This window comes from Streptomyces sp. NPDC041784, assembly GCF_055591025.1.
Genome location: NZ_JBVJAB010000009.1, coordinates 208,959 through 228,016 on the forward strand (window position 1 = coordinate 208,959; position 19,058 = coordinate 228,016).

The following is a 19,058-nucleotide window of genomic DNA, read 5'->3' on the forward strand; positions in this document are numbered from 1 at the left end:
CGAAGACGGAATTGTAGGAGCGCCGATGGGGGGCTTTTGCGGTATCGCCCTCGCTCCCAGGAGGCGAACATCGACCCAGCGCGACGGCTCCCCCCCCCCCCCCCCCGGTCCGGCCGGCCGGCCCCGGGACCGTGTCGGGACCGGCCGGCGCGGGGGCGAGGGCGGTCAGGGGCGGGCGGTGAGGTAGCCGCCCATGGCGGTGAAGTACTCGGTCGCGCCCAGTTCCCGGCCGTCCTCGGTCCGTACGCGCGTGATGGCCAGCCCGTGGTTGCGGCCGGTGCGGGCGTCGGCTCCGGCGACGATCACCACGCCGTCCCCCTCGCGGTAGAAGACGCGGCCCGGCGTCCCGCCGTAGCGGCCCTCGGAGACCACGGCGGAGAGGATCTCCAGGCGCTTGCCCCGGTGGAAGGTGAAGGCGCTCGGATACGGGGCGGACTGGGCGCGCACGAGGCGCTCCAGGTCCTCGGCGGGCCAGCTCCAGTCGATCCGGCTGTCCTCGAGGGACCGCTTGTGGAAGAAGCTGGCCTGGGAACGGTCCTGCCGGGTGAACTCCGTGCGGCCCGAGGCGATCAGGGCGAGGGCGCCCGTGGTGACCGGGGCGATGAGGTCGACCGTCCTGTGGAACAGGTCGGTCGCGGTGTCCGCCGGCCCGACCGGCACGGCCTGCTGGAGGACGATGTCGCCGGCGTCGAGCTCCTCGTCCATCAGGTGGGCGGTGACGCCGACTTCGGGTTCGCCGTTGATGAGGGCCCAGATCAGCGGGGAGAAGCCGGCGTACTTCGGCAGCAGCGAGTCGTGGACGTTGAGCGTGCCGTGGCGGGGGAGGTCGTAGATGCGCGGGGGGATCCAGGTCCGCCAGTTGTTGGCGACGATGATGTCCGGGTCGGCGTCCTTGAGGCGCTCGAACAGCTCCTCGTCGTCGGGCCGGTTGCGCAGGAGGACGGGGATGCCGTGCTCCTCGGCCAGGTCGGCGACCGAGTCGCTCCAGATCCGCTCGTAGACGTGCTCGCTCCTGGGGTGCGTCACGACCATCACCACGTCGTGCTCGGAGTCCAGCAGGGCCTGGAGGGTGCGGTGGCCCCAGGTCTGATAACCGAACATGACGACCCGCATGGGGGATCCTCCTCTGGGCAGCAATGGGACGGAGCCAAGTAAAGCAAGGCTTACCTAACAGGGCAATGCCGCGCACCAGGAGGCCTCATGACGCGGTGTCAGAAATTCGAACAGCCGTAGGGTGTCCGTTTCGTCCCGTCGACAGCTTCACGAGATAAGCTTAGGCTTCCCTAAGTTAAGTGGGTCTCGCGGAAGCGTGCCCTCCTCCCGCTACTTCCAGCGCCTCGACCACGGCTGCCCCGCACGATGGGAGTGACATGTCTCCGGTTCTTCCTGACGACGCACCACTGATACACGACCTCATTGGCATCGGCTTCGGTCCGTCCAATGTGGCCATGGCGATCGCTCTCACCGAGCACAACGCACGCGTCGGCAGGCAGGAGGCCGTCACCGCCCACTTCTTCGAGCAGCAGCCGCGCTTCGGCTGGCACCGGGGCATGCTGATCGACGACGCCACGATGCAGGTGTCCTTCCTCAAGGACCTGGTGACCCTCCGCAACCCGACCAGCGAGTTCAGCTTCCTGAGCTATCTCCAGAGCAAGGGGCGGCTGATCGACTTCGTCAACCACAAGAACTTCTTCCCGCTGCGGATGGAGTTCCACGACTACTTCGAGTGGGCGGCGGCGCAGGTCGACGACATGGTCTCCTACGGCCATGAGGTCATCGGCGTCGAACCCGTCGTCCGCGACGGTGTGGTGGAGTACCTGGACGTGACCGTCCGGGCCGGCGAGGGCCTCGTCGTGCACCGGGCCCGCAACCTCGTCATCGGCACCGGGCTGCGGCCGCGCATGCCGGACGGCGTCGAGCGCACCGACCGCATCTGGCACAACTCCGACCTGCTGGGGAAGGTGGACGCCCTGGAGGGCACCGACCCCGCCCGGTTCATCGTGGTCGGCGCCGGCCAGAGCGCCGCCGAGAACGTGGCCTACCTGCACCGCCGCTTCCCCGGCGCGGAGGTCCACGCCGTCTTCTCCCGCTACGGCTACAGCCCCGCGGACGACAGCAACTTCGCCAACCGCATCTTCGACCCCGAGGCGGTGGACGAGTACTTCTCCGCGCCCGAGGACGTCAAGCGAAAACTGATGGACTATCACGGGAACACCAACTACTCGGTGGTGGACATCGACCTCATCGAGGACCTGTACCGGCGGGTGTACCAGGAGAAGGTCCTGGGCACCGAGCGGCTCCGCTTCCACAACGTGTCCCGGCTGACCGGCGTGGTCGAGACCCCGGAGAAGGTCCGGGCCACCGTCCGCTCGCTGGTCACCGGCGAGGAGACCGCGCTCGACGCCGACGTCATCGTCTTCGGTACCGGGTACCGGCCCGCGGACGGGCTGGCCCTGCTGGGCGAGGTCGCCGGGCTCTGCCGGCGCGACGACGAGGGCCGGGTCCGGGTCGAGCGCGACTACCGGGTGGCGGCGAGCCCCGAACTGCACTGCGGTGTCTACCTCCAGGGCGGCACCGAACACACCCACGGCATCACCTCGTCCCTGCTGTCCAACACGGCGATCCGGGTCGGCGAGATCCTGGACTCGATCCTGGCCCGCGGCCTGAAACCCGCCGAGCCGCTGACGGACGGGATCGGGACGGCCCGATAGGGGCCGCGGCGCCTGGGGCCTTCGGGCTCGCAGGGGTCATGGCTCCGCTTCCAGGAGCCGTGACCCCTGCGGCCGTGACCCCTGCGGCCGTGACCCGGGTGGCATCCCTTCGGCGGCTCCGCCGGCGGAGCCCGGTCCGCGCCGCCGACCTCGCCCTGGACGCGCTGGAACGTGCCCAGCGGATCCGGCCGCGTCCCGAGGCACGGCACCGGATCGAGCACGCCGGGCTGATCCGCCCCGACCAGCTCGCGCGCTTCGCCCGGCTCGGTGTCACCGTGGTCGTCCAGCCCACCTTCCTGCGCCGCTTTGGCGACGACTACGCCTCGGTCAGAGGCGAGGAACGGGCCCCGTGGCTCTACCGGGGCCGAGGGTTCCTGGACCACGGCATCCCGCTGGTGGGCAGCTCCGACCGCCCCGTCGCGGACGGATCGCCGCTGCGCGCCGTCCAGTTCATGGTCGAACGGGCCTCCGCGTCCGGCCGGGTGATCGGCCAGGCGGAGGCCGTCACCGTCGAGGAGGCCCTGTACGCGTACACCGTCGCCGGGGCCCGCGCCTGCCACGGGGAGGACAGCCTGGGCAGCCTCACCCCGGGCAGACGCGCCGACCTGGTCGTCCTGGGCGACGACCCACGCCGCGTCGAGCCCTCGCGGATCGGCGACATCGACGTGGTGGCGACGTACGTCGACGGCCGCGAGACACCCAGGACCGCCTGAACGACCGCACCCGGCGGGCGTGAGCGCACCCCCTCCCGCCCGCCGGGCCACCGCTGCGCACAGGAGCGCGCAGGACACGGAAGGACCACCTTGACCACCGCAACGCCGCCCCCCACCCTGCTCCCGGCTCCGCTCCCGGCTCCGCTCCCGGTCCTGTCGGCCGTACGTCCCGCGCGCCCGGACGACGCCGAGGCGCTCGCCGCGCTGTCCCGGCCGTTCGTGCGCACGGGAGAGCTGCGCGAGCGCCCCACCGCCCTCTACGCCTCCCGGGCGGCGGACTTCGTCGTCGCCGAGGCCCCCGACGGCACCCTCGACGGATGTCTCGCCCTGCACGTCCACGCGGCCGATTCCACGGGCGGACACCTGCCGTCGGGTGTGCTGTACAACTTCTGCGTCGCGCCCGACCGGCAGGGGCACGGCGTCGGCACCGGGCTGCTGCGCGCCGCCGTGGCGCGGGCGCGCGCCCGGTCGGTGGGCGCGCTGTTCACGGCCACCGTCGGCGGGGGCGGCCTCTTCCTGCGGTACGGCTTCGGACCCGCGTCCCCCGGTACGGCACCGGCGGCCTGGGCCGCGTCCCTGGACCCGCGCCGCAACGCCCGGGTGCTCGCCCGGATCCTGTGAACGGCGCGGCGGGGCCGTACGCGGACGACGGCCGTGCCGCTCAGCGGGCCTCCGCGCCGGCGCCGGCCTCGAGGCCGAGCTGGGCAGCGGGGTCGGGGCCGGGTACCACGGTGGTGCCGGGGCCGGGTAGGACGGTGGTGCCGGGTGAGGTGTCGCCGAGGACGCCCTTGAGCACGGCGTGCGGCACCCGGCCGTCGAGCACCTGCGCCCGGCGCACCCCGGACCGCACGGCCCGCAGGCACCCCTCCATCTTCGGCAGCATCCCGTCGGCCAGCCCCGGCAGCAGCGCCTCCAGCTCATCGGCCGTCAGCCGCTCGATCACCTCGGTGGTGTGCGGCCAGTCCGCGTACAGCCCCGCCACGTCGGTGAGCATCACGAGCCGTTCGGCGCCCAGGGCCGAGGCCAGCGCGGACGCGGCGAGATCGGCGTTGACGTTGTAGACCTCGCCGTCCGTGCCGCGCGCCACGGGGGAGACCACCGGGATGCGTCCCTGGTCCAGCAGGGCCCGCACGGTGTCCGCGTTCACCTCCACGACCTCGCCGACCAGACCGATGTCGACCTGTCGGCCGTCCACCAAGGCCGGCCGCCGGACCGCGGTCATCGTGTGCGCGTCCTCGCCCGTCATACCGACGGCGAAGGGGCCGTGGGCGTTGATGGAACCGACCAGTTCGCGCTGCACCCGGCCCGTGAGCACCATGCGCACCACGTCCATGGTCTCCGGAGTGGTCACCCGCAGACCCGCCGCGAAGCGCGTCTCCAGACCGAGGCGGTCGAGCATCGCGCTGATCTGCGGTCCGCCGCCGTGCACGACGACCGGACGGAGCCCGGCCCGCCGCAGTTCCACGACGTCCTCGGCGAACGTCTGCCGCAGGGTTCCGTCCACCATGGCGTTGCCGCCGAACTTGACGACGATCACGCCGCCCGTGTGTCCCACGTGTCCTGCTCCGTCCGCTCAGGCTGATCCGTTCGAACCGGTGTCGCGCCGCCCCCGGTGCAGGAGCAGTTCACGCAGCAGCCCGTCCGTCGTACGGACCACACCGCTGCGCGCCACCCACCGCAGAGCCATGGAGTGCTCCTCGGCGGAGAAGTCGGCGACGGCGTCCGCGACGACGAAGGGCTGGATGTCGTTCATGGCGGCGTCCGCCGCGGTGAGCAGGACGCCGAGGTGCGCGTACAGCCCGCAGACGATCAGTTGGTCCCGGCCCTGCGAGCGCAGCAGCCGGCCGAGATGACTGCGCAGGAACGCGTTGGGTCGCACATTGCGCAGCAGATGCTCGCCGGGGCGCGGCGCGAGACGCTCGATCACCGCCGTGCCGTCCGGCTCGGGGGCGCCGAACGTCTCGGCCCCCGGCCCCCGGGAGCCGTCGCGCAGGTCGACCGGCTCCGCGCTGAAGACGGTCGGCATGCCGAGCGCCCCGGCGAGCCCGCGCAGCGCCGCGACGTTCTCGACGAGTTCCCGCACGGGTGAACACCCGGCCGGGAACGCGTCGATGAACTGGTTCTGCATGCCGTGGATCAGCAGGGCGGCCCGCTCCGGGGCGATGGTCCAGGAGAGGTGCGGTACGGGGAGGGAGGAGCGGTCCGGCATGGGGTACGACTCGATGGCCGGTAATCCCATGGACCCTTCCCTCCCGAGCGACGTGCCGGTGTGTCAGCCCCCTCCTGATTTTCTTAGCTTAGCCTAACCTTAGTGGTTTGTAAGGGGGTTGAGGGTGCTACGCGGGTGCCGGACACCGCCCGGTACGCGTGCTCACCACGGGTTGCTGCGCGTTGCCGCCAGCAGGTACCAGGCGGTCGCCCCGGTGTGCCGGTACGGGTAGTAACCGAACCCGAAACCGGTGTCGAGCGGACTGCTCGCCGAGACGATCCCGGAGCGCGCGGCAGCCGCCCCGCCGCCGAGGGTCTGGCCGCCGCCGAGCAGATCCTGGGCGCGCTCGACGGAGGCGAGCAGCCGCCGGGCGCGCGCCTCGTCGCCCCGCGCGCGCCGGGTGCGCAGGGCGAGCGCCAGATGCGCCGTCCCCTCGAACCACACGCCGTTACGGTTCGGCCGGGGCTGGCCCTCGGCGATCGGGGCGTCCTCGTCCGCCAGCCGACTCGCCGAACTGAAGGTGACACCCTCGTACGACTGCCCTGCCGGCACCGTGCTGTTGCGGCGCTCGGCCGTGTCCAGAACGGCCAGCTCGGCCACCGCCCAGTCCAGCGACCGGGCATGGGAGCGGGCGGCGAGGGCGAGGTAGGTCCAGGTCTGGGCGTCCTCCGGGACCGGGGACTTGTTGATCGTCACCCCGTCGTTGGTGCCGGTGTAGAAGAAGCCGCCGGACGGCTCCCACATCCTCCTGACGAAGGTCTCGGCCCGCGCCCGCCGCTCCCGCCACACCCGGTCGCCGGTGAGCCGGGCCAGCTGTCCGAACAGGCCGACCAGGTCGGTGTTGTGCTCGGTCGAGGTGAAGGGCAGCCGCCGATCGGCCCCGTCCACCCCGAACTTGTAGCCGCCGAGCGGTTCGTCGGTGCGCCCGACCCGTTCGATCCACTCGCCGATCCGTACGGCGCCGGTACGGAACCGCTGTTTCCCCGTCCGGAGGGCGAGGGTGCTCAGCGCGATCCCGGCCCAGGCCATGTCGCCCACCGCCGTCCCCGTGAAGCCGAACTGGGTGCCGACATTGGCCGTGCCGTCCGCCCGCACGAACCCGTCGGGCTGCGGCACACCGTCGTAGAAGGTGTACGGCCCGACGTTGTAGGCCTGGCGCAGCCTGCCGTCGTCGTACACCGGGTCGTGCGCCTGGGCGTAGAGCAGCGCGTCGCCGAGGGCCGTGGCCCGGTTCCGGCCGTCCTCGGTGCGGGACGCGAGCAGGGCCAGGATCGTGAGGGCGTTGTCGTAGGTGAACGCCGTGCTGAACAGGCCCGCCTGGTCGGTGTAGCTCTGCGCCAGCCGGAGCGTGCCGTGGTCCGGGTAGGCGTCCATGGCGGCGGCGAGGAAGGCGGCGGCCCGGCGCCGCGGGCCGGCGTCGCTGGTGGACGCCGGGCGCTGGGCGGGAGCGGCGGGCGCCGGTTCCCCGGCGTGGGCCGGAACGGCGCCGGCCGCGGTGAGGGCCGCGACGCCGACGCCGAGGCCGGTCCCGATGAGCGCACGGCGGCTGATGGCCGGGCCTTGGCTGCCGGTCATGGGTCTCCTTCGGGGAGGTGGGGAAGCGGGAGAAGAGGGAGAGGGGGAAGAGGGGGAAGAGGGTGGGGGAGGTGGAGAGACAGGTGAGATGGGAGAGGCGGGTGCGAGGCGTTCTGAGAGCGCTCTCAAGCCGCGCGGGCTCATTCTGCTGTCGGGCCGGGTGCGGGTCAACGCCTGTGCCCGGTAGGCCGGTTGGGGAACGCCGGGGCCCCGCTCCCGGCGGTCGGGAACGAGGCCGTGAGTCGGGGCGAGGGTCAGGGGGGCGGCGAGGACGGGTGCGAGGGCGGCTGCGGGGCGGCTCAGGCGGCCGGGTGCACCAGGCCGGACTCGTAGGCGAAGGCCACCGCCTGGACCCGGGCGCGGGCGCCGATCTTGGTGAGGATGTGGCTGACGTGGGACTTCACGGTGGTGGGGGCGATGGACAGCCGGGAGGCGATCTCGGCGTTGGACCAGCCGGACGCGACGGCGACGAGCACATCGCGTTCGCGTCCCGTGAGGGCGTCGAGGTCCACGTCCCGCGTGACGGGGTGGGCGGTGTCCTGGCGGCGGACGGCGTCGATGAGGGCGCGGGTGAGCGCCGGGGTGATCACGGCGTCTCCGGAGGCCATGGCCCGGACGGCCGCGGTCAGTTCGTCCGGGGTGGCGTCCTTGGGCAGGAAGCCGCCGGCCCCGGCGCGCAGGGCGGCGTACGCGTACTCCTCGTGCCCGGCCGGGGTCAGTACGAGGACCCGGGGGCCGGGCTCGGTCGCGCCGACGGGTTCGAGGGGGTGGGGGAGGCGTGGGGGCCGTGCGATGCGCCGGACGGCGTCGAGGCCGTCCGTCCCGGACGTGTGGGTGTCCATCAGGACGACGTCGGGGCGGAGGGTGCGGGACAGGCGGACCGCCTCGGCGCCGCTCGCGGTCTCGCCGACCACGGTCAGGCCGGGCTCGGCACTCAGCAGCATGCGCAGGCCGAGGCGCTGAAGGGACTGGTCGTTGACGATGAGTACGGAGACCATGTCTGTCGTTCTCCATGCGCTCCTGAACGAAACGGTTTCGTTCATTTGAGCGTCAGAGTACTGCTCCCGCTATCGAAACGGCACCGTTTTCCTGGTGGTGTGGATCACATCTGGAGGATGGCCGTCCGGTTCCCCGTGGCGCTCCGCACGGGAGGGCCACGGGGATCGGGTGGCTGGCCTCAGCCCTCCCGCCGGCTGCCGCTTTCGTCCGTCCGCGCGGAACGCCCGCCCCTGGGGGCGCGACGGGGCAGCGGCTGGGGCAGGGGCTGGGGCTCGAGCTGGGATTGGGGCTGGGCGGCAGGGGCGGGTTGCGCCCGCTCGTCCCAGGCCTCGTACCCGCTGAAGGGATCACCGGAAACGGAGTCCAGGTCGGCGAGGGAGGCCAGCGTGGCGGCCGAGTACCGCGAGGAACGGGGGGCCTTGACGATGGCCAGCGTCAGGGTGTCGGCGTCCGTCTCCGTGCCGGCCGGGCGGTACGCGATCGAGTCGGGCAGCATGGCGAGCGAGGTGGTGCCCGACTCCGCTCCGGACGGCCGCAGTTGGACGCGGATGCCGTGCCGCTCGGCGAGCCGGCCGACCACGAACAGACCCATGTGCTGGGAGATCCCGGCGTCCACGGTCGGCGGATTGGCCAGTTTGTGGTTGAGGTCGGCGAAGTCGTCCGCCGTCAGCCCGATGCCCTGGTCGTGGATCTCGACCATGATCCGGCCGTCCGGCAGCCGGGCGGCGGTGACCGTGACCTCGGAGCGAGGGGAGGAGAACACGGTGGCGTTCTCCAGCAGTTCGGCGAGCAGGTGCACGAGGTCGGTCACGGCCCGGCCGTGGATCTGGACCTCCGGCAGACCGGCGAACCTGATGCGCTCGTACTGCTCCACCTCGGACGAGGCCGCCCGGACGACGTCGACCAGCGGAACGGGCTGGTCCCACTGCTGGGCGGGCTTCTCGCCGCCGAGCACCAGGAGGTTCTCCCCGTTGCGCCGGACGCGTGTGGCGAGATGGTCCAGCCGGAACAGGTTCTCCAGCTGGTCCGGATCCGTCTCGTGGTCCTCCAGGTCGGTGATCAGCGCCAGCTGACGCTCGATCAGCGACTGATTGCGGCGCGAGAGGTTGGTGAAGATCGCATTGATGTTGCCGCGCAGCAGGGCCTGTTCGGCGGCGAGCCGGACGGCCTCGCGGTGGACGTGGTCGAAGGCGCGCGCCACCTCGCCGATCTCGTCCGTGGTGGTGATCGGGATCGGCGCGACCTGGGTGTCGACCCGGTCGGGAGCGGCCTGGGACAGCTGGGTGATCATCGTCGGCAGCCGCTGTCCGGCGATCTCGATCGCGGAGGCGCTCAGCCGGCGCATGCCACTGCTCATCGAACGGGCCACCCAGGCCGCGAGCAGGAAGGCGACCAGCACGGCCGCGAGGACCAGCGAGGCGTTCATGATCGCGTCGTTGCGCGCCTCGTCGGCGATGTCCCGGGCACCCCCGAGCGCGGTGTCGGCGAGGTCGACCTGGATCCCGCGGTAGGCGTCGAAGCCCAGCGTGGAGGCGGCGAAGAAGCTCTCCGGGGTGATGCCCTGCGCGGCCAGCTCGGCGGTCGGCTTCCCGGAGGAGATCTCGCTGATCATCTGCTCCATGGGCGGCGGCGCGACGAAGGTCCGGCCCGCCGCCTCGGCCGCCGCGGCGGCCTCGGTGACCTGCCGCTCGCCCTTCTCCTGCGCGGCCGCCAGTGCCTGATCGAGCCGGGTCACGTCCTCGGAGGTGCCCGCGCCCGCGTACTCCTGGAGGGCGACCTGCTCGAGATAGGCGTACGAGCGGAAGGAGGCGAGCTGGGCCTCCAGTTCGCCCTCGGCGAGCGCGTCGCGGTCCTCCACCAGCAGATGCGTACCGATGGCCCGGATCAGCGACTCGGCCGCCTGGGTCAGGGAGATGGCGTACAGCGTCCGGCCGAAACTCGCCTGGTTGCTGCTGCCGAAGCCCAGCTCGTTGGAGATCTCCATCAGCGGGTGCTGGACGAGGTGGTAGCTCTCCTCCGTCTGCACGCCGGTCATCTTGTCGGTGAACGCGGCGGCACGCAGCACCGGGAGCTGCTTCTCGCCGGCCCGCACCAGCTCCACCCGCCGTGCCAGGCCGGGGGTGTCGGGCATACGGCCGACCGCGCGGTCGAAGGCCTGCGCGTCCGCGTCGGTGATCGCGCGGGCCTTGACGACCGCGTCGGACGCCTTGCCGTCCTGCACCAGCGGGATGACCGACACATCACGCTCGTTGATCGCGTCGCTGGCGTACTTGTTCGCCGCCTGGACCAGTTCGGCCACGCGCACGGCGTCGTCGGCATCCTGCCAGGTGTCCACGGACCGTTTCACCCGCGCGCCCCCGAGCACCAGGGCGACGAGGACCGGGATCAGCAGCACGGCCCTGAGCCGCCTGGCCACCGGCCAGTTGCTCGTGAGCGACCTGCGCGGACCGTCCGGCGAGACGGGTGTGGCGGGTGTGACAGGTGAGGCGGATACGGAGGATGCGGCAGGTGTGGCCGATGTGGTGGGCGAGGCGTCGGCAGCGGCACGCTCGTCGTCGCCCGCGCGACGGCGTGAGGGGGAGGGGTTCTTCGGCAAAACTGTCCTATCGGTGCACGGCGGGGGCCCGGTCGGTGCACGGCGGAGGCCCGGCTGGCCCACTTTTTAGCAGTAAGCGCTCGCTACCGACTGGTGTTTGGCCAAAGTGAGGTGTTTCAGATGCGATTTCTGCTGCTTTCTGGGACCGGGATCAGGCCGTTGCGGCCGCGCGGGCGGCCGCCAGGTCCAGGGCGATGTCGGTGATCATGTCCTCCTGGCCGCCGACCATGCCCCGCCGTCCCACCTCGACGAGGACGCTGCGCATGGCCCTGGAGAAGATCCAGGTCTCCGGCCTCGCCTACGAGGACCAGGAGGCCGCCCTGGGCGTCTCCTGCATCGCGGCCCCCGTCTTCGCCGGCGGCACCACGGTCGCCGCCCTCTCGGTCGCCGTCCCCCGCCCCCGCTTCAGCCCCGCCCAACTGGCCCCGGCGGTACGGACGGCGGCCCTGGGGTTGTCCCGGGTCCTGCGGGCAGGGGCCTGAGACGGGGCCTGGGGGCGGGGGGCGTGCAGCCCAGTGGGCCGGGTGCGGCTACGGACCGGCTCCGGCCCGCCGTGCCGGCCCGGCCGTACCGACGTGGCGCGTGTTCGGGTCGACCGAGGACGGGAACCGGGCGGGATACCGGGCGGCTCCGCCGGGTCCTCGACCGTTCGACGGGGCGTGGAGGCCGTCCGCGCCCCGTGAGCGGTCACCGCCCCGTGAGCGGTCACCGTGCGGTGCGGTGCGGTGCGGTCGCCGACGCCACGAACAGGGGCAGTGCCAGGAACAGGCGGTCGGCCCCGGCCCGTTCCCGCTGCTCCGCGAGCCAGGCCTCCGTGCGCTCCGCCGGGACCGAACGGACGCTTTCGGCCAGGCCGGTCAGCAGCGGCAGGGCCGCCGGCCCGGTGAGCACGGTCGTGCGCACCTCGACGGTCACCTCGGTGAAGCCGGCGGCCAGGAGCAGGGCGCGGTAGGCGCGGGCGGCACGGGGCGCGGTGACATGGTCCGCGCGGGCGTGGACGAGGGCGCGGGTGAGGGCCGGATCGTCGGAGTCGACGACCAGCGTGTCCCAGTCCTGCCCCGCCAGGACGATCCGTCCCCCGGGCGCCAGCACCCGGCGTGCCTCCTTCAACGCCCGTTCCGGTTCGGCGAGTTCATGGAAGACCTTGTCGGCGCGGTAGCCGTCGGCCGAGGCGTCGGGCAGCGGCAGCGCGTACGCGTCCCCGAGCCGGACGTCCGCCCCGGGCCATCGCGCCCGTGCGACCGTGACCATCCGTTCGTCGGCGTCGACACCGGTCGCCCGCACGCCCCGGCCGGACAGCTCGGCCACCGCCCGTCCCCCGCCGCAGCCCACGTCCACCACGGACGTGCCGGGCGCGGCACCGAGCAGGTCGTAGGAGTACGAGCGCAGGGCGGCGGCGCCTGGCAGGCGGTCGGCCGCGTCGAGCCGTACGAGAAGGGAGGCGGTGGCATGGCCGGATTCGAGGAGAGGGGCGGCGGCGTGGCCGGATTCGTCGGTCATGCGCGCCAGGCTGCGACTTAATGTCGGCATGAAGTCAAGCGACCGATCCGACCGGGTGGCGTCCCTGAGCATCGGTGCCCTCGCCGAGCGCTTCGGCCTGGCCCCGCACGTCCTGCGGCACTGGGAGAGCAGGGGTCTGCTCACGCCCGCCCGCGACCCGGCCGGCCGCCGTCGCTACGGGGCCGCCGACCTCACCCGGGTCACCCTGATCCTGCGCGCCAAGCAGGCCGGGCTGTCCCTGGACGCCATCCGCGCCCTGGTCGCCGAGCCCTCCGCACGCCGGGACGTCCTGCGCCAGCAGGCCGAGCGACTGCGTGACCGGATCGCGGCCGCGCAGGACGCGCTCGCCCTCGTCGAGTGCGCCCTCGGCTGCGAGCACCCGGACGTCACCCGGTGTGCGCACGTCCGTCGGCCGCCCGGGGCGACAGTGCCCGCCTCCGGTCAGTAGGCTCCCTGACATGCGGATCTCCGTCTCCTCGGACATGGACGAACCCGTCGCCCGCGCGCTCGTCTCTCAGCTGCGCGGCCGCGGGCACGATGTACTGACCTACGGCGCGCTGCGCCCCGGCACCGACCCGCAGTGGGCGGTGTGCTCGGCGGCGGCGGCGCGGGACGTCGCCGCCGGGACCTCCGAACAGGCCGTGGTGTGCTGCTGGACCGGCACGGGCGCGTCGATCGCCGCGAACAAGGTGCCCGGCGTCCGGGCCGCCCTGTGCACCGACGCCTACACCGCCGACGGCGCCCGCCGCTGGAACGACGCCAACGTCCTCGCCCTGAGCCTCAGGCTGACCTCGGAACCGCTGCTCAAGGAGATCCTGGACGCCTGGTTCACCGCCGAGGCCAGCCCGGACGCCGAGGACCGGCGCAACGTGGCCCATGTCGCCGGGCTCGACGGCGGCCGCACGCCTGCCTAGGGCCGGACCGGGCATCGGCGCCGCGCGCCCCTGACGGACGGCGGGAATGGGCCGTATGGGCCGTTCGGCCCTGTCGGGTACGCGGTCGGCGGGAGAGGGTGGGAGGTACGGACCGGCACGCACCTCCGAGCGACCCCGATCCGGAAGGGAACCCGAGATGTCCGTCGACCGGCAGCAGACGTCCGCCGCCCCGCTCAGCGACGACGAGCTACGGACGCTGAACGCGCACTGGCGCGCCGCGAACTATCTGGCCGTCGGCCAGATCTACCTCATGGCCAACCCACTGCTCACCGAACCCCTGCGCCCGGAGCACATCAAGCCGCGGCTGCTCGGCCACTGGGGTACCTCGCCCGGGCTCAACCTCGTGTACACCCACCTCAACCGCGTCATCCGCACCCGCGACCTGAACGCGCTGTGCGTCTGGGGCCCCGGCCACGGCGGCCCCGCGGTGGTCGCCAACTCCTGGCTGGAGGGCTCGTACACCGAGACCTACCCCGATGTCACCCGGGACGCGGCGGGCATGGCCCGGCTGTTCCGGCAGTTCTCCTTTCCCGGCGGCATCCCCAGCCATGTCGCCCCCGAGACACCCGGCTCGATCCACGAGGGCGGTGAGCTCGGCTACGCGCTCTCCCACGCCTACGGCGCCGCCCTCGACAACCCGGACCTGCTGGTCGCCTGTGTGATCGGCGACGGCGAGGCCGAGACCGGGCCGCTGGCCGCCTCCTGGCACTCCAACAAGTTCCTCGACCCCGTCCACGACGGCGCCGTCCTGCCGATCCTGCACCTCAACGGCTACAAGATCGCCAACCCGACGGTGCTGGCCCGGATCCCCGAGCCCGAACTCGACGAGCTGCTGCGCGGCTACGGCCACGACCCCATCCATGTCACCGGCGACGAGCCGAACGCCGTCCACCGCGCGATGGCGCAGGCCATGGACACCGCGCTGGACCGCATCGCCGCCCTCCAGCGCGCCGCCCGCGAGGACGGCGCCGGCGAGCGCCCCCGCTGGCCGGTGATCGTGCTGCGCACCCCGAAGGGCTGGACCGGCCCCGCCCACGTCGACCGGCTGCCGGTCGAGGGCACCTGGCGCGCCCACCAGGTGCCGCTGTCCGCCGTCCGCGACAACCCCGGCCATCTGCGCCAGCTGGAGGCATGGCTGCGCTCCTACCGGCCCGAGGAGCTGTTCGACGAACAGGGCGGCCCCCGGCTCGACGTCCTGGCCTGGATCCCCGAGGGCACCCGCCGCCTCGGCGCCACCCCGCACGCCAACGGCGGGCTGCTCGTCCGCGAACTCCCGCTGCCCGGCCTGGACACCTACGCCGTCCCGGTCGACAAGCCCGGCACCACCCTGCACGAACCCACCCGGGTGCTGGGCGAGTTGCTCGAGGACGTCATGCGGTCCACCGCCGGACGACGGGACTTCCGGCTGGTCGGACCCGACGAGACCGCCTCCAACCGGCTCCAGGCCGTCTACGGCGCCAGCGGCAAGGCCTGGCAGGCACAGACCCTCCAGGTCGACGAACACCTCGACCGTCACGGCCGGGTGATGGAGATCCTCTCCGAACACACCTGCCAGGGCTGGCTGGAGGGCTATCTCCTGACGGGCCGGCACGGACTGTTCTCCTGCTACGAGGCGTTCGTGCACATCGTCGACTCCATGGTCAACCAGCACATCAAGTGGCTGCGCGTGACCCGGCGGCTGCCCTGGCGGGCCTCCATCGCCTCCCTCAACTACCTGCTCACCTCCCACGTCTGGCGCCAGGACCACAACGGCTTCTCCCACCAGGACCCCGGCTTCGTCGACCACATCCTCAACAAGAGCCCCGAGGCCGTACGGGTCTATCTGCCGCCGGACACCAACACCCTGCTGTCCGTGGCCGACCACGCCCTGCGCAGCCGCGACTACGTCAACGTGATCGTCGCCGGCAAGCAGCCCTGCTTCGACTGGCTGTCCATGGACCAGGCCCGGGCGCACTGCGCGCGCGGCGCCGGCGTCTGGGAGTGGGCCGGCACCGAGAACGGCAGCCGCGAACCCGACGTCGTCCTCGCCTGCGCCGGTGACGTCCCCACCCAGGAGGTGCTGGCCGCCGCCCAGCTGCTGCGCCGCAACCTGCCCGAGGTCGCCGTCCGGGTCGTCAACGTCGTCGACATCGCCCGGCTGATGCCCGCCGAGGAACACCCGCACGGCATGGGCGACTTCGAGTACGACGGACTGTTCACCACCGACAAGCCCGTCGTCTTCGCCTACCACGGCTACCCATGGCTCATCCACCGCCTCGCCTACCGCCGCACCGGCCACCGCAACCTGCACGTGCGCGGCTACAAGGAGATCGGCACCACGACCACGCCGTTCGACATGGTCGTGCGCAACGACCTCGACCGCTACCGCCTCGTCATGGACGTCATCGACCGCGTCCCCGGCCTCGCGGTGCGCGCCGCCGCCGTACGCCAGCGGATGGAGGACGCGCGACTGCGCCACCACGACTGGATCCGGATCCACGGCACCGATCTGCCCGAGGTCGCCGACTGGTCCTGGGACGGCTGAGACAGCAGGTCACCGGCGTCCGGGCGAGGGCGCACGGACGGGGGCGGACGGCGCAGGGGACGGGGCAGAACGTGGCCGGGCGTGCGCCCTGTCGATCCGTCCCGCCCGGTGCCTACAGTGGTCGGCCAGCCCTGCGCCGCGGACCCTGCGGGGCGAGCTCCACCACCCCTCAGGTCACCGTCCGTCCCCGGCCCGGCAACCGTCCGGACCCGGTACGGGCCCCGCACACCGGCGCGGCTTCCAGGGCGACGGGGTGCGAGGACCACCCGCGCGACAGGCACCATCCGTGACACCGCTCGGGCCCGCGCATCAGGGAATCCGCGGCACGAGCGCGCGTCGACAGCCACTGGAGGTTGCTGTGTCCCGACCGAGCATCGCCCTGATCGCCGATCCCACCTCGTCCGAGGGGTGCCGGGAGTACCTCGCCGAGGCCGTGGAACTGCTCACCGGCGCACCGCCCGTCCGCGTCGACTCCCGGCACTTCGCGGCCGGCGGATCCGGCCGCGGCGTCCCGGACGGCGGCCGGTTACGGCTCCAGGTCCCCGAGGAGCGGCTGGACTTCGTCCCCGACGTCGTCCTCCTCTACGAGATCCCGCCGCACCGCCGGCGGGATCTCGCCGCCTTTCAGGAGCTCCTTCAGACCCACGACGTGGTGACCCTCGGCACCGGCCCCGAGGCCTGGCGGACGGCGACGGAGAAGAACCTCACCGTCGCCCGCTTCCACCGCGACGGCGTCGCCCAGATGGAGACCGTCGTCCTGTCGGATCCGTCCGTGCCTGAGGCGGCCGAGGTGTTCGAGCGGCTCGGCGGCGACACCTGGGCCCGGCCTGTCGTCGGCACCGGCGGCGACGACACCTTCCACGTCACCACCGAGCGGCGGCTGGCGGAGGCCACCGCCTACTACGCCGAGCACGGCACCGACTGGATGCTGTCGCGCGACGCGGGCAACGTCACGGCTGACGGCCTGCGCCACCAGTTCCGCGTGTTCGTGCTCGGCGAGCAGGTCGTGCACGCCCGTGAGCACCTCCAGCCCGAGCCCGACACCCCCTGCAACACCTGCCGGGGCGCCACCCCCGTCCACATCGACCCGGCCGACCTCCCGGCCCGCCTCGGTGAACTCGCCGTCGCCGCCACCGCCTCGGTCGGCCTGCCCTTCGCCGGTGTCGACCTCGCGATCGAGAACGGCGGGGTGGTCTTCGAGGTCAACGTGCAGCCCGCCTTCGTGGACGGCGCGGTGGAGGTGGAGAAGGTGGCCGTGCCGTACGTCCAGGCGCATCTGGACGCCTTCGAGCTGGCCGGCGGCGGCCCGTCCAGGGGGCTCACAGCCTCAGCGTGAACCAGGTGGTCTTGCCCTCGTCCGTCGGCCGCACTCCCCAGCTGGCGGCGAGGGCACGGACCAGGATCAGGCCCCGGCCGGACTCCTCGTCCTCGCCGGCGAGACGCGGCTGGGGCAGCTGTGGGCTGCGGTCGCTGACCTCGACGGTGAGATCGGTGGCCGTGCGGTGCAGATGCAGGCCGAGCGGGCCCTCGGCGTGCTGGACGGCGTTGGTCAGCGTCTCCGACAGCAGCAGGAGGGCGTCGTCGGCGGCGCCGGCGCAGTGCCACGAGGTGAGCGCCTTGTGCAGGAAGGCGCGCCCCTCCGGCACGGAGCCCGGGAGGGCCGGCAGGTCGGTGGCGACGGCCGCCAGCGGAGCCGCCGGGAGCTGCGCGAACAGCAGGGTGACGTCGTCGTTGTGGCCGTCGGCGTCCGGCAGCAGACCCGCCAGCACATGGTCCGCCGCGTCCTCCAGGGACGGCGCGCCGGTGAAGAACTCGTCGAGGAGGACGGTGAGTTCGTCGATCCGGAACTCGATGTCGCTGCCCGGGGTCTCGATCAGTCCGTCCGTGTAGAGCACCAGCGTGGCGCCCGGCGGTATCGCCGAACTGGACTCCTCGTACAGGACGTCACCCACCCCGAGCGGCGCGTTGACCGGGCACGACAGCGCGCTGACGCCGTGGCCGACCCCGGCGACCAGCACCGGCAGATGGCCCGCCGAACACACCGTGACGGTGCCCGCGTCCGGGGCGATCACCAGATAGCAGCAGGTGACGAGCTGGTCGGGGACGTCGAGGTCGGCCACGCAGAGGTCCAGCGCCCGCATCAGCTGGCGCGGCTGCATCCCGGTCTTCGCCAGCGCGTGCGCCGCCGACCGCAGCTGCCCCATCACGGCGGCGGCCTCCAGACCGCGGCCCATCACGTCACCGATCAGCACGCCCACCCGGTCGGCGCCCAGCGGGATCAGGTCGAACCAGTCGCCCCCCACCCCCGCGCCCTGGGTCGCGGGCCGGTAGCGGCTGGCGGTGGCCAGGCCCGGCAGAGCGGGCGGCGTGCCCATCAGACTGCGCTGGAGGGTCAGCGCGATGTGCCGCTGCTGCTCGTACAGCGCGGTCAGTTCGGCCTCCGCGCGCTTGCGGTCGCTGATGTCCCGCACGATCGCGCACGCCCCGACCACCGTGCCGTGCGTGTCCCGGGTCGGCCACAGCGTCACGTCCACGTCCAGCAGCCCGCCCGCGCTGGTCAGCCGTAGCGTCTCGAAGTGCTCGACCTTCTCGCCGTGCCGCAGCCGCTTGAGCAGGGCGCGGATCTCGCCGCGCAGCTCCGGCGGGGCCAGCAGCGAGACGTGCCGGCCGATGACCTCCTCGGCCGTGTAGCCGTACAGGCGCTGGGCGGCAGCGTTCCAGTACGTGATGTACCCGTCGAGGGTATTGGCGAGGATCGCGTCCTGCGACGATTCCACCAGCGCGGCCAGCTCGTTGATGCGGGCCTCGGCCGCCTTGCGGTCGCTGACGTCGCGTACGGCCGCCGACACCAGCAGCCCGTCCGTCGTCTCCAGCGGGCTGAGGCTGATCTCGACGGGGAACTCCGTGCCGTCCTTGCGCAGCCCGTGCAGTTCGAGCCCGGCGCCCATCGGGCGTACCTGCCGGTTGGCGGTGTAGCCGCCCCGGTGCCCGGTGTGCTGGCCGCGGAAGCGGTGCGGGATGAGTAACTCGACCGGGTGGCCCAGCAGTTCCTCGCGGCCGTAGCCGAACAGCGCCTCGGTCTGGGCGTTGACCAGTCGGATGGCCCCCTTGTCGTCGACGATGACCATCGCGTCCGGGGCCGCCTCCAGCAGACCCCGGAACCGCTCCTCGGCCCCGCCCGGCGCCCGCTCCTCCGCGGGTGCGCCACAGGCGCACCGTTTCTGCTCCGCGGTGCTCGCGCGCCGTGCCGGACCAGCCTGCATCACATCGGCCATCTTCCACCTCACCCTGCGCGA

Annotated in this window: 14 protein-coding genes and 3 pseudogenes; 8 read left to right on the forward strand and 9 right to left on the reverse strand. The window is 72.7% G+C overall.

Annotation, left to right across the window (positions count from 1 at the left end; all coding sequences use genetic code 11):
• Window positions 1–165 precede the first annotated feature (165 nt).
• Window positions 166–1,113 (reverse strand): methionyl-tRNA formyltransferase, encoded by a 948-nt coding sequence (locus tag ACZ6D7_RS21325; protein WP_469492678.1) that lies wholly within the window; start codon window positions 1,111–1,113, stop codon window positions 166–168.
• A gap of 257 nt (window positions 1,114–1,370) precedes the next feature.
• Here ACZ6D7_RS21325 and ACZ6D7_RS21330 point away from each other — a divergent pair, with 257 nt between their 5' ends.
• The 3 genes and pseudogenes from ACZ6D7_RS21330 (at window position 1,371) to ACZ6D7_RS21340 (ending at window position 4,045) form a co-directional block, all read left to right on the forward strand.
• Window positions 1,371–2,711, forward strand: coding sequence for a lysine N(6)-hydroxylase/L-ornithine N(5)-oxygenase family protein (locus ACZ6D7_RS21330; protein WP_469492680.1), 1,341 nt, complete (start codon window positions 1,371–1,373; stop codon window positions 2,709–2,711).
• 137 nt (window positions 2,712–2,848) lie between these two features.
• Window positions 2,849–3,424 (forward strand): annotated as a pseudogene (locus tag ACZ6D7_RS21335) (amidohydrolase family protein); the annotation flags it as partial.
• 90 nt (window positions 3,425–3,514) lie between these two features.
• Window positions 3,515–4,045, forward strand: coding sequence for a GNAT family N-acetyltransferase (locus ACZ6D7_RS21340; protein WP_469492683.1), 531 nt, complete (start codon window positions 3,515–3,517; stop codon window positions 4,043–4,045).
• Window positions 4,046–4,085: 40 nt separating this feature from the next.
• Here ACZ6D7_RS21340 and argB read toward each other — a convergent pair whose 3' ends face one another.
• The 6 genes and pseudogenes from argB to ACZ6D7_RS21370 all read right to left on the reverse strand — a co-directional run.
• Complete coding sequence (gene argB / locus ACZ6D7_RS21345) at window positions 4,086–4,979, reverse strand: acetylglutamate kinase (protein ID WP_469492685.1); 894 nt, start codon at window positions 4,977–4,979, stop codon at window positions 4,086–4,088.
• A gap of 18 nt (window positions 4,980–4,997) precedes the next feature.
• Window positions 4,998–5,663 carry an isochorismatase family protein gene (locus tag ACZ6D7_RS21350; protein WP_469492688.1) on the reverse strand — a complete coding sequence of 222 codons (666 nt, stop codon included), beginning with the start codon at window positions 5,661–5,663 and terminating at the stop codon, window positions 4,998–5,000.
• A 132-nt stretch (window positions 5,664–5,795) separates the two neighbouring features.
• Window positions 5,796–7,208 carry a Tat pathway signal sequence domain protein gene (locus tag ACZ6D7_RS21355; protein WP_469492691.1) on the reverse strand — a complete coding sequence of 471 codons (1,413 nt, stop codon included), beginning with the start codon at window positions 7,206–7,208 and terminating at the stop codon, window positions 5,796–5,798.
• Between the two features lie 299 nt (window positions 7,209–7,507).
• Window positions 7,508–8,206 carry a response regulator gene (locus tag ACZ6D7_RS21360; RefSeq protein WP_469492692.1) on the reverse strand — a complete coding sequence of 233 codons (699 nt, stop codon included), beginning with the start codon at window positions 8,204–8,206 and terminating at the stop codon, window positions 7,508–7,510.
• 179 nt (window positions 8,207–8,385) lie between these two features.
• On the reverse strand, window positions 8,386–10,623 hold the full coding sequence (locus ACZ6D7_RS21365; RefSeq protein ID WP_469492695.1) for a sensor histidine kinase: 2,238 nt from the start codon (window positions 10,621–10,623) through the stop codon (window positions 8,386–8,388).
• Window positions 10,624–10,954: 331 nt separating this feature from the next.
• A pseudogene (locus ACZ6D7_RS21370) lies at window positions 10,955–11,065 on the reverse strand (4-hydroxy-2-oxovalerate aldolase); the annotation flags it as partial.
• Here ACZ6D7_RS21370 and ACZ6D7_RS21375 point away from each other — a divergent pair.
• A pseudogene (locus tag ACZ6D7_RS21375) lies at window positions 11,055–11,285 on the forward strand (IclR family transcriptional regulator domain-containing protein); the annotation flags it as partial. The pseudogenes ACZ6D7_RS21370 and ACZ6D7_RS21375 sit on opposite strands and share 11 nt — an antisense overlap.
• Before the next feature lie 223 nt (window positions 11,286–11,508).
• Here ACZ6D7_RS21375 and ACZ6D7_RS21380 read toward each other — a convergent pair.
• Entirely contained in the window at window positions 11,509–12,303 is a 795-nt protein-coding gene (locus ACZ6D7_RS21380) for a methyltransferase domain-containing protein (protein WP_469492697.1), read from the reverse strand.
• Between the two features lie 28 nt (window positions 12,304–12,331).
• Between ACZ6D7_RS21380 and ACZ6D7_RS21385 the strand changes: the two genes are divergently transcribed.
• The 4 genes from ACZ6D7_RS21385 (at window position 12,332) to ACZ6D7_RS21400 (ending at window position 17,098) form a co-directional block, all read left to right on the forward strand.
• Window positions 12,332–12,751: a MerR family transcriptional regulator gene (locus tag ACZ6D7_RS21385; RefSeq protein WP_469492698.1), complete on the forward strand. Its 420-nt coding sequence runs from the start codon at window positions 12,332–12,334 to the stop codon at window positions 12,749–12,751.
• 10 nt (window positions 12,752–12,761) lie between these two features.
• Window positions 12,762–13,217 (forward strand): RpiB/LacA/LacB family sugar-phosphate isomerase, encoded by a 456-nt coding sequence (locus tag ACZ6D7_RS21390; RefSeq protein ID WP_469492700.1) that lies wholly within the window; start codon window positions 12,762–12,764, stop codon window positions 13,215–13,217.
• Between the two features lie 157 nt (window positions 13,218–13,374).
• Window positions 13,375–15,762: a phosphoketolase family protein gene (locus ACZ6D7_RS21395; protein WP_469492703.1), complete on the forward strand. Its 2,388-nt coding sequence runs from the start codon at window positions 13,375–13,377 to the stop codon at window positions 15,760–15,762.
• A 358-nt stretch (window positions 15,763–16,120) separates the two neighbouring features.
• The gene (locus ACZ6D7_RS21400) at window positions 16,121–17,098 is read left to right on the forward strand and encodes an ATP-grasp domain-containing protein (RefSeq protein ID WP_469492704.1); all 978 of its coding nucleotides are present in this window, start codon (window positions 16,121–16,123) and stop codon (window positions 17,096–17,098) included.
• Here ACZ6D7_RS21400 and ACZ6D7_RS21405 read toward each other — a convergent pair.
• Window positions 17,082–19,037, reverse strand: coding sequence for a PAS domain S-box protein (locus tag ACZ6D7_RS21405; RefSeq protein WP_469492706.1), 1,956 nt, complete (start codon window positions 19,035–19,037; stop codon window positions 17,082–17,084). The two genes, ACZ6D7_RS21400 and ACZ6D7_RS21405, sit on opposite strands and share 17 nt — an antisense overlap.
• Window positions 19,038–19,058 lie beyond the last annotated feature (21 nt).